Here is a 14,194-nt window from a genome sequence, read left to right on the forward strand (position 1 = left end):
GATGAAGTTCACGGTTCTGTCCACCAGTCTTGACGCAGACAGCCGCAGCGCGTGGCTGTGTGACCTGACGGCAGCTCAGCTCAGCGCCCAGGGGCACGAGGTCACCCACCTCGACCTGCGCCGCACGCCACTGCCTCCGTTCGATAACGACCAGGGGCCCGGGGGCTGCTACGCGCACCCGAACGCGGAGTCGTATCACCGTGCGGTCCGCGAGGCTGATGGGGTTTTTCTCGGGGTCCCCGTCTACAACTGGGGTCTGGGTTCCGGCGTCAAGGCACTGGTGGAACTCACGGGCAGCAGCGACGCGGAGCGGGGGCTGCACGGCGCGTGGTTCGACCGCCCGGTCACGTTCCTGGTGTCGGGCGGGCTGGATCACGGCTACCTGAGTCACGGGGCGTTCGCGTTCGGGTTGATGGTGGATTTCCGCTGCGTGGTGAACCCCCACTTCGTGTACGCCACCTCCGCGCACTGGGACGCGCCGGGCGTGCCGGGGAAATGGCTCACGGCCCGCCTGGCCCGCACGGTGGACCGGGGCGTGGACCTGTCGACGCGCCTGCGTGGCCGCGACTACCACAGCGTGTGGGAACTGTGACCCGCGCGCCGCTGGCGCGGCCTGCCGAGAAGCCGCGCGTGATTGTGGAACACCCGGACTTTTACGTGGTGCACAAGCCCGCCCTGTGGCTCACGCACCCGGTGAGGGCGCGGGTGGACGTGCCGGACCTGCTCACGTTCATGCGGGGCGAAACGGGTGAAGCCGACCTGGCGCCGCCACACCGGCTGGACCGGGAAACGAGCGGCGCGCAGATCCTCACCCGGGACCGGGAGGCGGCGCAGCGGTTCTTTACCCTGTTCAAGACGCACCTTGTGGGCAAGACGTACGTGGCCGTGGTGCACGGAACGCCCGGGTGGGATCGCTTCACGCTGGACGCGCCGCTCGGTGACGTCGGGCTGGGCGGCGCGAACCGGATTGCCATCCGGCAGGGCGTCGTGCCGGACGGTCGTCCCGCGGTCACGGACTTCCGGGTGCTGGACCGCCGCGCAGGTCACGCCCTGGTTGAGGCGTACCCCCGCTCCGGGCGGCTGCACCAGATCCGCGCGCACCTCGCGCATCTGGGGCTGCCCATGGTGGGAGACAAAATCTACGGGCGGGACCCGGGCGTGTTCCTGAGCTTCATGGAGACCGGTCAGACGCCGGAACTCACGGCGCGGCTGGGCCTGGCGCGCCAGGCGCTGCATGCCGCGCGCGTCGCGTTTCCCTGGGCCGGCGCGCAGATGGTCGCGGAGGTGCCGCTTGCCGCGGACCTGCGGGCCTACTGGGAGGGGCTGCCGGACCCCACATGCTGAGGCGCGCGCCGGGAAGCGGCACGTATACTCGCCGCACATGACTGTTCCTGCTCCTGCGCGCCCGCGGGTGAACCCCTGGGTGCTGTCCGCCTTCTGGTTCGGTTCCGCGTTTCACTGGCTGGTGCTGCTGCTGATCCTGATGCCGCAGAACGTGGTGACCTTCGTCGGAACTACCCACAAGGGCACGTTCCTGGGGCTTCTCACGGGCATCGGAGCGGTGCTGGCCCTGGTCCTGCCGCCGCTGGTGGGGGCCCACAGCGACCGGACCGGCAAACGCCTGCTGTACCTGCGCGAAGGCCTGATCGTGAATCTCGCGGGGGTGGCAGTCATGGCGCTGGCCGTGGCGACGCTGGGCGGCATGACCGGTTTCTGGGTGTACGTGCTGGGATTCCTGCTGGTGCAGTTCGGGAACAACTTTGCCACGGCCCCGTACTCCGCGCTGATTCCGGAACTGGTGCGCCCGGAACAGCGCGGGCGCTACAGCGGCGTGATGGCCATGCTTCAGGCGCTGGGGCAGCTGCTGGGCGCCGTGAGCGCCTTTGCGGTCGGGGCGCTCCACCTGCCCCCGCTGGTGTTGTTCGCGCTGATCGCAGGGTTCCTGGTGGTGCCCGCCATCGTGACGCTGCGGGGCGTGCCGGACACGGTGATCGCACGCGACCTGCACGCCCCTACCCTGAGCTGGCGGGCGCTGTTCGCGCACCAGCCGTTTCTGTGGGTGTTCGTCACCCGGGTGCTGTTCTCGTTGGGGCAGTATTCGGTGCAGCCCTTCTTGCAGTACTACAACAAGGACGTGCTGCGCCAGGCGGACCCGGAGACCAGCACCAGCGTGATGCTGCTGTGCATCATCGTGGGCAGCATCGTGTCGGCCAGCGTGGGCGGACGCGTGAGTGACCGGGTGGGCCGCAAGCCCGTGATCTACGTGGCGGGCAGCGTGATGGCGGCCGCAGCGCTGCTGCTGCTGATCGCGCCGGGTTTCGGACCGGCGCTGGCGCTGGCCGCGGCGTTCGGCCTGGGGTTCGGGGCATTCACGAGCGTGGACTGGGCGCTGGGCAGCGACGCGATGCCCAGCCAGAGCAGTTACGCGCGGGACATGGGCATCTGGCACGTGGCCTTCGTGGCGCCCCAGATGAGCAGTGCGCCGCAGGGGGCGCTGCTCGACTGGGGAAATGCGCAGGGCGGCAACCTGGGGTACACGCTGGTCTTCGGCATTGCGGCGCTGTGTTTCATGCTGGGCGTGGTCCTGATCCGCAACGTGCCGGAAAGGCGGCCCCAGGTCAGTGCCGCCTGAGAACTGAACGGCCGGCGCCCCCACCCGGTGGTGGGGGCGCCGGGCTGTAACGGGCTTTAACCGACGTCGGTGATGATCGGGGAGCGGAAGCGGTCATCGGGGATGAACACCCAGCGGCGGCGGCTGAGCAGCGCGGCGGTCAGGCTGAGCAGGGCGACCACCCCCAGGTGGCCCATGAACGTCCAGTACTGACCCTCAAAAGCCCCGAACATGGCGTGCCGCAGGGCATTGATCACGTCTGTGACCGGGATGGCCGTATGAATGGCCTGGAAGACCGGGCTGCTGAGTTCCACGGGGTAGCTGCCGCCACTTGCCGCGAGCTGCACGATCAGCAGCACCAGTGCCAGAACTCGCCCGGCCGGGCCGAGCAGCAGGTTCAGCGCCAGGATGACCAGCAGGAACGTGACGCTGCCCGCCACAGTGGTCAGCAGCACCTGGACGGGGCGGGCGAACTGCACCCCCATCAAATGGGCGCCGGTCACGACGATCACGGCCTGCCCCAGCACGATCAGCAGCGGATGGGTGAGTTTGCGCAGCACGCGCGCGACCTGCGGGGTGTCACGGCCGCTTTCAGGCAGCAGCAGGTACGGGAAGATGAATGTGGTCATGGTGGCGCCCACCCACAGGGCCAGGGCGATGAAGTACGGCGCGAAGGCGTTGCCGTTGTTGGGCACGTTCGCGAAAGTCTGGGTGCGGACCTGCACGCTCTCGGCAAGCCCGGTGGGGTCGCCGCCGAGCTGCTCGATGCTGGTGGGAATGCGGTCACGCAAGGCCTTCAGGCCGTCCGTGAGATCCTGCGCGCCGCCGAGAACGTCGGCGGTGCCGTCCTGTAGCGCTGCCGCGCCGTCAGCGAGCTGGCCGGCGCCTCCCGCAAGCTGCCGGGCGCTGCCGGCCAGGGTCTGGCTGCCGGTGCTGAGGGTGGTCAGACTCGTCTGGCTGGGGAGTGTGCGGGTGATCTGCGTCAGCGCGGCCCTGATCTTCACGTTGCCGTCGGCGAGACGGTTCACGCCGCCCTGCAGGGTGCTGGCGCCGCGGGCAACGTGCGCGGCCCCGGCCGACGCCTGGCGGGTATGGGCGGCGAGGGAGCGGGCGCCCCGGACGAGCGTCTGGGCGCCTGTCTGAACCTGGGCAGTGCCCTGCGCCAGCTGCGCGGCCCCTGAAGCGGCTTTCTGTGCGCCGGTCCGGGCCTGCCGGGCACCCTGGGCGAGCGTCTGGGCGCCGGCCTGAAGCTGCGTGGCGCCGGTCTGGAGGGGGGCCAGACCCTGCTGGACGCCTCCGGCAAGCTGCCGCGCGCCGTCATCTAAGGCCGCGGCCCCCGCCTGCAGGTTCTTGAGGCCAGTGTTCAGGGCGGGCAGCTGCGTGGCCAGCTGTCGGGCGCCGCTCCCCGCGTTCTGCGCCGCGGCGTGGGCCTGGCCGAGGCCGGCAGTCAGGGACTGTGCGCCGGCCTGGAGGCTCTGCGCGCTGTTCTGGGTGGGTGTGCCGTTCAGCGCGCCGGCCAGCTGAGCCGCGCCGCCGCCGAGGGTCCGGGCGCCCCCCTGCAGCTGCCCCAGGCTCTGCGTGAGTTCCGGCAGCCCGGCAGCGAGCTGCGCGGCTCCGTTCGCGGCGTTCTGCGCGCCGCTGCGGACCTGTTCCATGCCGGTACCGAGGGCATGTGCGCCCGCCTGAAGCTGGGTGGCGCCCTGCGCGACAGGCGCAAGGCCCTGAGTAACTCCGCTGCGCAGGGTGCCGGCGCCGGTGGCGAGCTGGCGGGCGCCGCTGCTGAGGTCTTCCAGGCCGCGGGCCAGACCCGGCAGTTGCCGGGCAAGCTGCGTGGTGCCGGTGTTGACCTGAGTGGCGCCGCCGGCGAGTTCTGTGGCGCCGGCAGACAGCTGATCGCTCCCCTGGGCGAGCCGGGCGAGGCCGCCGCTGAGGTCCCTGGCACCGGTCGTGAGCTGCGCCGCGCCGCGGCGCAGCGGCACAAGGGCCTGCTCACCGGGGGCCGCCCGTTCCAGCTGGCGCAGCCCCCCGGACAGCGCGGTGACGCCGCCGGTCAGGCGGGTGACGCCGCGGCTGAGGGTGCCGGCGCCCGCCGCGAGTCTACCGGAGCTGGTCTGGAGGGTACGGGCGCCCAGGGTGAGGCCGCCGGCGCCCTCGTTGAGTCTGCGGGTGCCGGCGGTGAGGTTCTGGGCGCCGCTGGCAAGCTGGTCCGTGGCGGTGCGGATCTCAGCGAAGCCCTGCTGGAGGTCTTTGAGGCTGGTCTGCACGGTGTCCCAGCGGTTTTCGCTCAGGCGGGTGTTCAGGGAGGTGGCGGTGGTGGTGGCCACGCGGTCGGCGACGGTGCTGGCGTAGGAGTTCAGGCCGGGCGCGCGGTACAGGTGCAGGAGGCCGTGCTGGTTGCTGCTGCCTGCCACGGCGTTACGGCTGAAATCTGCCGGGATGGTCAGGGCGAAGTACACCTCGCCGCGGCGCACGGCGGCCTGCGCGGCGGCTTCCGTGGGGTAGCGGATGAGGTGAACGGGTGGGTCGTTCTGGAGTTCCACGACCAGGTCGTGGCCGACGTTCACGGTTCTGCCGTGGGAGACGGCGCCGCGGTCGAGGTTGACGAGTGCGGCGGGCAGCCGGTCGAGGGTGCCGGTTGGGTCCCAGACGCTCATGAGGTAGACGCTGACGTAGATGATGGGGATAAACAGGAAGGCGGTGGCAGCGGCCCACATGATGGGGTGGCGCCACAGACTGCGCTCTGCGGGGGAGAGCAGGCGGTAGCTGTCGCGCAGGGACGATGTGCGGGGGCTGGGCTCTGTCATGGGGACCTCTGGGTGGGGAATGGGCCGCTGGAGTGGCGGTTTGGGCCCAGCCTGCCTCATTACCGACACTTTGTCAAATGACAGTTTGTCAGCAGTATGCTAGACTGCTGGCATGACTCCCCTCTCCCCCACCGGGGGCCGCCGCCGCCTTCCCTCCGCCGACCGGCGACAGCAGATTCTCGACGGCAGCGAGACCCTGTTCACCACGCGCGGGTTCGAAGCCGTCAGCATGGGGGACATCGCGCACCACCTGGGCATCTCCCGCCCCACGGTGTACAGCTACTTCACTTCCACCGCCGACATCCTCACCGAGCTGCTCAGCCAGCGTCTCCAGGCCTTCGAGACCCGGCTGGCGCCTGTGCTGCGCGACCTGCACCAGCACCCGCAGCCCTTCGCCGAGATCTTCCTGATGCTCGTCGGAGAACGCCACCTCCTGACCCTGCTTCAGAGTGGCAGCGGACCCGCCTTCACGGGGCGCCGCCTCGCCGTGTTCGCCGATCTGGAAACCCGCCTGAACGCTTACGTCCAGCCTCCCCAGGGGCGGGATCGCGTGCCGTTCCTGCTCACCTGCCTGACGCTGCTGCTGCAGGCCACCGCCACGCACGCCGTGAACGCCGGACTCAGCCCGGCGCAGACCACGCAGCTTGCCGGAACGCTCAACCGGTTCCTGCAGGCGGGCCTTGCCGGCATGCCTGACCTGAACGGGCACTGAACGCCGGCCTGTGAAGACACCTTCAGGCAGATGTGACACTTCTGTCAAAGCGGACCCGTAGACTTGACTCACCAGCGCACAAATGAATATGCGGGCCGGGTGAAGTCCGCAGCGCGAGAGGCCGGACTCCCACGAGCGAGGCCTTTCTTCCTGTGCCAAAGGTGTCCTGAAGTGTCCTTCAGGCTGCGCTTTTGCCCACGCGACAGCCACTATCCTGAACACCATGACCACCCAGAGCATGCAAGGCCGGCGCGTCCTGATCACGGGCGCCACCGGGGGAATCGGGCTGATCACCGCCCGCGAACTCGTCCGGTGGGGCGCGCACGTGACCATCGTGGGCCGCAACCCCGACAAGACCCGGCAGGTCGCGCAGGACACCGGCGCGCAGGCCACGCTCCTGGCCGACCTGTCCGAACTCGCGCAGGTGCGCCGGGCCGCCCGGGAATTCACGGCGCGCGGCGAGGGGCTCGACGTGCTGATCAACAACGCCGGGGCGTTCTTCACCACGCGCCAGGAAACCCGCGAGGGCATCGAGCAGACCTGGGCCCTGAACCACCTCTCCCCCTTCCTGCTCACCCGTGAACTGCTGCCCCTGCTCCGCCAAGGTCAGGCGCCGCGCGTGGTGACCGTCGCCTCCGCGGCGCACATGACGGGCCGCATCCGGTTCGACGACCCCGAATTCCGCCGCGGTTACGGCGGCTGGGCCGCGTACGCGCAGAGCAAACTCGCCAATATTCTGTTCGCCCGCGAGCTTGCCCGGCGCGAAAGCGGCCTTCAGAGCAACAGTCTGCACCCCGGCATGGTCGCCACCGGCTTCGCCCACAACAACGGCGGGTGGGTCAGCCGCGCCTACCGGATCGTGGACCGGTTTGCCGTCACCCCCGAACAGGGCGCGCAGACCAGCATCCACCTGGCCGCAGCCCCGGTCAGCGTGAGCGGGCGGTACTTCAGTAACCGCCGGGAAACCACGCCCGCTCTGCAGGCGCAGGACGACGGCGCCGCCTACCGCCTGTGGACCCTCAGCGAGGAGATGGTGGGCGCCCCGGACTGAATCTCTGGGGCGGCCGCTGCCAACGGGCACTTCACCGCCGGTAACGTTGCACCGGGTTCATGATTCCGTCCAGGCAGGGCTTCACCGCCTACCCTGAGTGCTTATGACCACCTTCGCTTTCCTGGGCCTGGGCGCGATGGGCGCCCCGATGGCTACGCACCTGGCCAAGCACGCCCACGCGCACGGACACCGCACGCTCGTGTGGAACCGCACCACCACCAAAGCCGAGGCGCACGCCAGCGAGCATGGCAGCGAGGTCGCCACGCTGGCACAGGCCGCGCGCGCCGACTTCATCTTCACTTGCCTCCCCACCAGCGCCGAGGTCGACGAGGTCCTGAACGCCATGCAGCCGCACCTGCGCCCCAGGGCCGTGTGGATCGACTGCACCAGCGGCCACCCCGCCGCAGCGGTCCGGCAGGCCGGGCAGCTCGCCGCCGCAGACGTGACCTTTCTCGACGCGCCCGTCAGCGGCGGCACTGCGGGTGCCCAGGCCGGGCGCCTGACCGTCATGGTCGGCGGTGACCCCAGCGCCCTGGCCGCCGCGCGCCCTCACCTGGCCTTCGCGGGGAAGGTCGAGCATGTGGGCCGGACCGGCGCGGGCTTCGCAGTGAAGGCCGTGAACAACGCCCTGCTGGGCGTGACCCTCTGGGCGACCGGCGAGGGTCTGGCCGTGCTGGGCCGCGCCGGCGTGAACCTGGAAGCGGCGCTCAGTGTCATCAATGCCAGCAGCGGCCGCAGCAACGCCAGCGAGAACCTCATCCCGCAGCGCGTACTGACCCGCGAATTTCCCCCGACGTTCGCACTCGGGCTGCTCGCCAAGGACGCTGGCATCGCCGTGGACCTCACGCAGAGCGTGCAGGGAAGCGCCCCGGTCCTCGCCCAGGTCGCGGCCCTGCTGCGCGGCGCGCAGCGCGTCGTGGGCGCCGCGGCGGATCACACGGCCGCCCTGAAGCTCATCGAGACCATGAACGACCAGGAGCTCCGGTGAACGCCGGTTCCGCCGCTCCGTTCACGGTCGTCACGGACGGCGGCCTGGACGTCTACCCCACCCTGCTGAACGACGTGCCGGTCGCGCCGTTCTCCGTGACGTTCGGCAGCACGTCCTACCGCATGACCGAAATCACCCGGGAAACCCTGTACCGCGAACTGCAGACGAACCCCGCGCACCCCACGAGCGCCCAGCCCACCCCTCAGGACTGGCTGGTTGCCCTGCAGACCGCCGGGACGCCGGAAGTGCTGGCCGTGACGATCAGCGCCGGGCTCAGCGGCAGCCACAACGCCGCCGACCAGGCGCGGCAGCTGCTCGGCCCGGGCGGCCCCCGCGTGACGCTGCACGACAGTGGCACCCTCAGCGCCGCGCAGGCGTTCCAGGTGCACGCGGCCGTCACGGCCGCCCAGCGCGGCCTGAGTGTCGGGCAGGCCCAGGAGTGGCTGCGGGCGGTTCATCAGGAAACCGAACTGTACTTCACGATCGAGACGCTGGAGTACCTGCGCCGCGGCGGGCGAATCGGGCGGGTGCAGGCCACGCTGGGCGGCCTGCTGAACCTCAAACCGGTCGTCACGGTGGACCACGCGACCGGCACGTACACGAACGTGGGCCGCGCCCGCTCGTACCGCGGCGCGATTCAGGCCCTCACCGAGCAGGTGACGCGCCGCTACGGTGAAGGCACGCCGCTGCGGGTGGCGCTGCTGTTCGGGGATCACCCGGAGGACGCCGATCAGGCGCTGGCGCTGCTGACCGCCCGGCATCCGGTCGTGTGGTCAGACCGGACCGGTGTGAATCCGGTGCTCAGCGTTCATGTGGGGCCACGCGCGCTGGGCGTGGCGGCGGCGCCCGGCGCGTGGCCCTGGGACCGCTGAAATACTGCGGGTCCTGCTGGCCCTGCTTCAGGCCAGGAAAGGCAACGTGCCCGCGGCGGGCCGCTCACCACGCAGCCACGCGAGGACCGCCACGCGCGCTTCAGGCTGGAAGCCGTACGTCACGAGCGCCGGAGCGTCCACGTCCAGGGCGGCGTACGGGTTGTACAGCGCCAGGTGCAGGTCGGGGCGAGCGCCGCGCAGCGCCGCGTGCCGGTGGCGGGACGTGCTCGCCAGGATCACGGGGAGTCCCTGGGCCCGCAGGGCCGGCCAGTTCAGGTCGGCAGGATCGTCGAAGGCATGCAGCTGCACGTCGTAGACGCTGCCCAGTTCGACCGCCAGGGTGTGGGCGTCCACGCTGGCTTCACTGACATTCTCGCGCGGCACGCGGGTCTGCGCCACCAGCAGCACTCGCGACCCGGGCCGGGGCGGCTGCGGGGCGCGCGCGCCGCTCAGACCACGCGCCCAGGCGTCCGTCAGAAGAGGCGCGTCGTCCTCCGGGCGCAGGGTGAGGTCCGCCTCGGCCGGGTACCGCGCCGCGAGGGCCTCCAGGCGGCGCACGCTGGCCTTCATCTGGGCCGCGTCCAGCACGCCGCCGTCCAGCGCCCCCTGAACGGCGCTCAGCGTGGCCTCCTGTGCCTCGCGGCGGCCCAGCGCCATCACGAGGTCCGCGCCGGCCCGCAAGGCCAGGACGCCCGCCTCTCCGCGTCCGTAGTGATCGTCAATGGCCTTCATGCCCATCGAGTCCGTGACGACCACGCCGTCGTACCCCCACTCCTCGCGCAGCAGGCCGGTCAGCACGGCGCGCGACAGCGTCGCGGGGGCCTGCGCGTCCAGGGCCGGGTACACGATGTGCGCGGTCATCACGGCCGGTGTGACCGGCAGCAGGTCCCGGAACGGGGCGAACTCCATTCGGTCCAGTTCCTCGCGCGATCGGCTGACGCTGGGCAGCGCCAGGTGACTGTCCAGGCTGGTGTCCCCGTGCCCCGGAAAGTGTTTCACGCAGGCCGCCACACCTGCCCGGCCGTGCCCGGCCAGCGCCGCGCGCCCCATCCGGGTCACCAGGGCCACGTCCGCACCGTAGGCGCGCTCCCCGATCACGGGGTTGGCGGGATTCACGTTCACGTCCAGCACCGGCGCAAAGTTCCAGTTCACGCCCACCGACCGGAGCTGCCGCGCCAGGGCGGCCGTGACCGCCTCGGTCAGGGCCTCATCCCCGGCCGCGCCCAGGTTCATGGCGCTGGGCGCGTGCGGCCAGAAGGTGGGCCGCAGGATGGCGCCGCCCTCGTGGTCCAGGGCAATCAGGGCGTGCTCACCCATCACGGCGCGCAGCGCGGCGCACAGTCGGCGCAGCTGGGCTTCGTCCTGCACGTTCTTGCGGAACAGGCAGACGCTGCGGATGCCATGCCGCTGCAGGTGCGCGGCGGTGTCGTCGTCCAGGGTGGGGCCGGGAATGTCTACCATTACCAGCGCGCCGCTTTGAAACCGGTTGGTCACGCCGACCAGCGTACGTCACGGGCGCCCGGCAGACCGGTCCGGGTGGCGTGAACCAGTGGCGCGCGGCCTGGGAGCAAGGTCAGGCGGAACCTGACCGCCTTGTGAGACCGGGCGCTTCGATTCTCAGACGCCGCGAAACGAAAACCGCTACATTCGGCGCACATCCTTCTCAAGGTCGGCCCAGGCCCCCGCAACCATCTGTCCTCATGCTCAGGAGTGCCATGAACAACCCCCGTGTAACCACCGCCCTGCTTACCGCCGCCCTGCTGGGCTCCACGATGGCCGGCGCGCAGAAAACGCAGCTGGAATTCTGGACGATCAGCCTCGCGCCGCTGTTCAACGATGAAATGAACCGCCTCGTGGCGCAGTTCGAGAAGGAAAACCCCACCGTGGAACTCAAGTGGGTGGATGTCCCTGCCACTGCCATCGAACAGAAACTCCTGGCGTCGGTGGCCGCCGGCCGTCCGCCCGCCGCCGTGAACCTCAGCAGCGACATGACGGTGAAACTCGTGCAGCAGGGCGCGCTCGAGCCCCTGGACCTGAGTGCCGCCCAGAGGAAGCTGTACTTCGCCAACCCCCTGAACACCTTTACCTTCGACGGGAAGGTCATGGGCGTTCCGTGGTACTGGGCGCCGAAGGTCGTGGCGTACAACACGGACATCTTCCGCAAGGCCGGCCTGGACCCTCAGAACCCCCCACGCACCATCCAGACGCTGATCGCCGCGGCGAAACAGATCAAGGACAAGACCGGCCTGTACGGCTTCATGCCCAACATCAACGGCATCAACATGCTGTTCATGTTCCAGGAGGCCGGGCTGCCCATCCTGGACAAGAGCGGCAGCAAGGCCGTGTTCAACGGGCCTGAGCACGTCAAGCTCCTGCAGACGTACGTGGACCTGTACAAGAAGGGGTACATTCCCGAGGACACCATGCGCCGCGGCTTCACGGCCGCCACCGAGCTGTACTCGGCCGGCAAACTCGGCATGCTGATCACCGGCCCGCAGTTCATTCTCCGCGTGCAGAACGACAACAAGGCCATTTTCGACCTCACGAAGGTAGCGCCGTACCCCATCAATATTTCCGGAAACGTCATTCACACCGGCCTGATGGGCTTTATGGTGCCCAAGGGCGTGCGGGACAAGGCGCTGTCACAGAAACTCGCGCTGTTCCTCACCAGTGACGTGAACCAGCTGCAGTTCAGCAAGGTGACGAAAACCACGTTCCCCAGCACCGTGAAGGCCAGCACCGACAAGTTCTTCAAGCAGGGCGGCACGGACGCCGTGAGCCAGGGCCGCCTCGTGGCCTCCACCGAACTGAAGAAAGCCAAGGACCTCACGCTGGTGTACCCGGACGCCAGCAAACTGAACAAGGTCTTCAAGGACAACATCGAGTCCGCCATGGCCGGTCAGAAGAGCGCCAAGCAGGCCCTGGACGACATCGTCAAGGCCTGGAACGCCAGCCTGTAACCGCACGGCACCCGGCGCGGGAGGTGGAGGGCGGCCCACGCTGCCTCCCCCTCCCCGTTTCTTACTGGAGACCACATGAACCACGCCATAGGCCTGCGCGCCCTGCTGATCACCGCCGCTCTGGGCCTCAATGCCCGGGCCACCCCCGTCATCTTCACCGCCACGCCCGAGGCGCGCGTCCAGACCCCATTCCAGACCCTGGTGCCGCAACCGAAGTCCGCGTCGTTCCCCGCGGGCACGCTCGCCCTGACCGGGCTGGGCGTCCGCGTGGCCGGCAATGCTCCGGAACTGGGCTGGGCCGCCCGGGACCTGCGCGCCGAGTGGCAGTCCCGCCTGGGCGCGGCCCTGCCGGACGCCGCTGCCGGCACTCCCGCCATCGTGATCGGAACGCTGGCCGACGCGACCCTCGCCGCTCAGGCGAAAGCGGCTGGCCTGACCCCCAGCGGCGCAGAAGGGTACGCCCTGTGGGTGGATGCGGGCGGCGCGTACGTGGTGGGCGCCGACGCGCGGGGCGCGTACCTGGGCGCGCAGACCCTGCGCCAGCTGCTCACGCCCGCGGGGCTGCGGTACGCGCGGATCACGGACGCGCCGGCCCTGCGCCAGCGCGTGGCCATGATCTACCTCGACCAGTACAGCAAAGGGGTGAACGACGCCCTGATTCCCATGCTCGCGCAGCTGAAGTACAACGCGGTGCTGGTCATGAGCAATTACGTGCAGTGGGACACCGCCAAAGCCGGCGGGTACGCCCACCCGGGCGGCGCGAGCAAGGCCGAGGCACGGCGGGTGGCCGACGTGGCCCGCAGCTACGGGCTGGAGGTCATTCCGCTGCTCGAGACGCTCTCGCACGCCGGGTGGATGTTCTACGGCGGCAAGAACCAGGACCTGCGGCAGGACCCCGACAGTCAGAACCCCTGGGCGTACGACACCCTGAACCCCGACACGTACTCCCGCGTGGTGCTGCCCATCCTGAAAGAAGCCGTGGACCTGTTCCAGCCCCGCACCATCCACCTGGGCCACGATGAGGTGCGCAACCGCGACCGCTTCCCCGCCCGTGAGAACGGCAAGGCCGCCGGGTTCGAGACGCTGTTTGTCAACGACGTCGTGACCCTCCACGACTACCTGAAGAGCCTGGGCGTGAACAGCATGATCTGGCACGACACGGCCTTCGCGGACGCCGTGATCGGCACGCTGCCCGCCCGCCTTCCCAAAGACCTGCAGGTCGCGTACTGGAACTACGCGCCCGGCAACAGCTTCGGCCTGCTCGGCACCATCCAGAAGCTCGGCTTCCCGACCTTCGGCGCCAGCTGGTCCGACCCGGGCAACCCGGAAGGGCACGCGAAGGCCGCCGCGGCCACAGGCGCGCAGGGAATGATCCAGACCCGCTGGACCGGGTACTTCGGGAACCCCAGCGTGTGGGACGGAAATGCAGACCAGGGCACGCCGTTCGTGCGGGCTGCCAGTGCCTTCTGGAATCCTGCGGCGCCCCCAGTCCAGGACGCCGAGCGGCGTTACCGCGATCTGTACCAGCCCACCCCGTACCGCGCCGAGGCAGGCGTCACCGTCAATCTCACCCCGGTTGTCACGCGCTCCCTGACAGACGAGGATGGCCACGGCTGGATCGGCAAAGGGGCCGACATTGACCTGCGCAACCTGAAGAGCGGGGTGCAGCGCCTGGGCGCGTACCTGTTCGACGTGCAGGGCGCCGTGATGCTGCGCGGCAGCCGCGCCAGCGTGAAGACCCTCCCCGAGCGGGCCACGGTGGATCTGAACCGCACAGCCCGCGCCCTGGTGTTCCTGCACGCCACCGGATGGCCCGCCGCGACCAACCGCGAGAAGATCGGCCAGTACGACATCGAGTACGCGGACGGCACGAAGATCACGCAGCCGCTCGAATACGGGCGGCACATCCGCGCCTGGACGGACACCGCGCCCACAAGCATGATCCCCGCCCCCGGCTGGAACGGCGTGACCGGCGAGGGCCTGAGCGTGGCGGTCCCAGCGCTGGAATGGGTGAACCCCAAGCCGACAGTCCCCATCCGGTCCGTCACGCTGGTCAGCGCGGGTGGAAACGCCAACCCCGCCCTGCTGGGCCTGACCGTCCTGGGCAACTGAGCCGTCACCTGGCGTGAGGCCCAGCAGCGCCGCGCACAGCCCTGAAGTCCAACCACAGAACGGCCTCCTCCGGATCCGGAGGAG

11 protein-coding genes are annotated in these 14,194 nt (G+C 69.9%); 9 read left to right on the top strand and 2 right to left on the bottom strand.

What is annotated here, in order from left to right:
• Position 1 precedes the first annotated feature (1 nt).
• Genes LAJ19_RS06565 through LAJ19_RS06575 form a run of 3 tightly spaced genes read left to right on the top strand, consistent with a single transcriptional unit; the run spans position 2 to position 2,632 of the window.
• A complete protein-coding gene (locus LAJ19_RS06565) occupies positions 2-592 on the top strand; it encodes an NADPH-dependent FMN reductase (RefSeq protein WP_225477743.1) in 591 nt (196 codons plus the stop codon).
• A complete protein-coding gene (locus LAJ19_RS06570; protein ID WP_225477745.1) occupies positions 589-1,344 on the top strand; it encodes an RluA family pseudouridine synthase in 756 nt (251 codons plus the stop codon). The genes LAJ19_RS06565 and LAJ19_RS06570 overlap by 4 nt, the downstream gene beginning before the upstream one ends.
• A gap of 37 nt (positions 1,345-1,381) precedes the next feature.
• Entirely contained in the window at positions 1,382-2,632 is a 1,251-nt protein-coding gene (locus tag LAJ19_RS06575; protein ID WP_225477747.1) for an MFS transporter, read from the top strand.
• A 56-nt stretch (positions 2,633-2,688) separates the two neighbouring features.
• Here LAJ19_RS06575 and LAJ19_RS06580 read toward each other — a convergent pair whose 3' ends face one another.
• A complete protein-coding gene (locus tag LAJ19_RS06580; RefSeq protein WP_225477749.1) occupies positions 2,689-5,415 on the bottom strand; it encodes a YhgE/Pip domain-containing protein in 2,727 nt (908 codons plus the stop codon).
• A gap of 112 nt (positions 5,416-5,527) precedes the next feature.
• Between LAJ19_RS06580 and LAJ19_RS06585 the strand changes: the two genes are divergently transcribed.
• The 4 genes from LAJ19_RS06585 to LAJ19_RS06600 all read left to right on the top strand — a co-directional run bounded on the left by LAJ19_RS06585 (position 5,528) and on the right by LAJ19_RS06600 (position 9,038).
• Positions 5,528-6,127, top strand: coding sequence for a TetR/AcrR family transcriptional regulator (locus LAJ19_RS06585; RefSeq protein ID WP_225477751.1), 600 nt, complete (start codon positions 5,528-5,530; stop codon positions 6,125-6,127).
• A gap of 223 nt (positions 6,128-6,350) precedes the next feature.
• The gene (locus tag LAJ19_RS06590) at positions 6,351-7,178 is read left to right on the top strand and encodes an SDR family oxidoreductase (protein ID WP_225477753.1); all 828 of its coding nucleotides are present in this window, start codon (positions 6,351-6,353) and stop codon (positions 7,176-7,178) included.
• A 103-nt stretch (positions 7,179-7,281) separates the two neighbouring features.
• Positions 7,282-8,166 carry an NAD(P)-dependent oxidoreductase gene (locus LAJ19_RS06595; RefSeq protein ID WP_225477754.1) on the top strand — a complete coding sequence of 295 codons (885 nt, stop codon included), beginning with the start codon at positions 7,282-7,284 and terminating at the stop codon, positions 8,164-8,166.
• A complete protein-coding gene (locus LAJ19_RS06600; RefSeq protein ID WP_225477755.1) occupies positions 8,163-9,038 on the top strand; it encodes a DegV family protein in 876 nt (291 codons plus the stop codon). Before LAJ19_RS06595 ends, LAJ19_RS06600 begins: the two co-directional genes overlap by 4 nt.
• A 27-nt stretch (positions 9,039-9,065) precedes the next feature.
• On the opposite strand, the gene nagZ is transcribed toward LAJ19_RS06600, so the two are convergent.
• A complete protein-coding gene (gene nagZ / locus LAJ19_RS06605; RefSeq protein ID WP_349774833.1) occupies positions 9,066-10,532 on the bottom strand; it encodes a beta-N-acetylhexosaminidase in 1,467 nt (488 codons plus the stop codon).
• 221 nt (positions 10,533-10,753) lie between these two features.
• On the opposite strand from nagZ, the gene LAJ19_RS06610 reads away from it, so the two are divergent.
• Positions 10,754-11,998 (top strand): ABC transporter substrate-binding protein, encoded by a 1,245-nt coding sequence (locus tag LAJ19_RS06610; protein ID WP_225477757.1) that lies wholly within the window; start codon positions 10,754-10,756, stop codon positions 11,996-11,998.
• A 75-nt stretch (positions 11,999-12,073) separates the two neighbouring features.
• On the top strand, positions 12,074-14,110 hold the full coding sequence (locus tag LAJ19_RS06615) for a beta-N-acetylhexosaminidase (protein ID WP_225477759.1): 2,037 nt from the start codon (positions 12,074-12,076) through the stop codon (positions 14,108-14,110).
• Positions 14,111-14,194: the final 84 nt, after the last annotated feature.

Source organism: Deinococcus taeanensis (assembly GCF_020229735.1).
Taxonomy (GTDB): domain Bacteria; phylum Deinococcota; class Deinococci; order Deinococcales; family Deinococcaceae; genus Deinococcus; species Deinococcus taeanensis.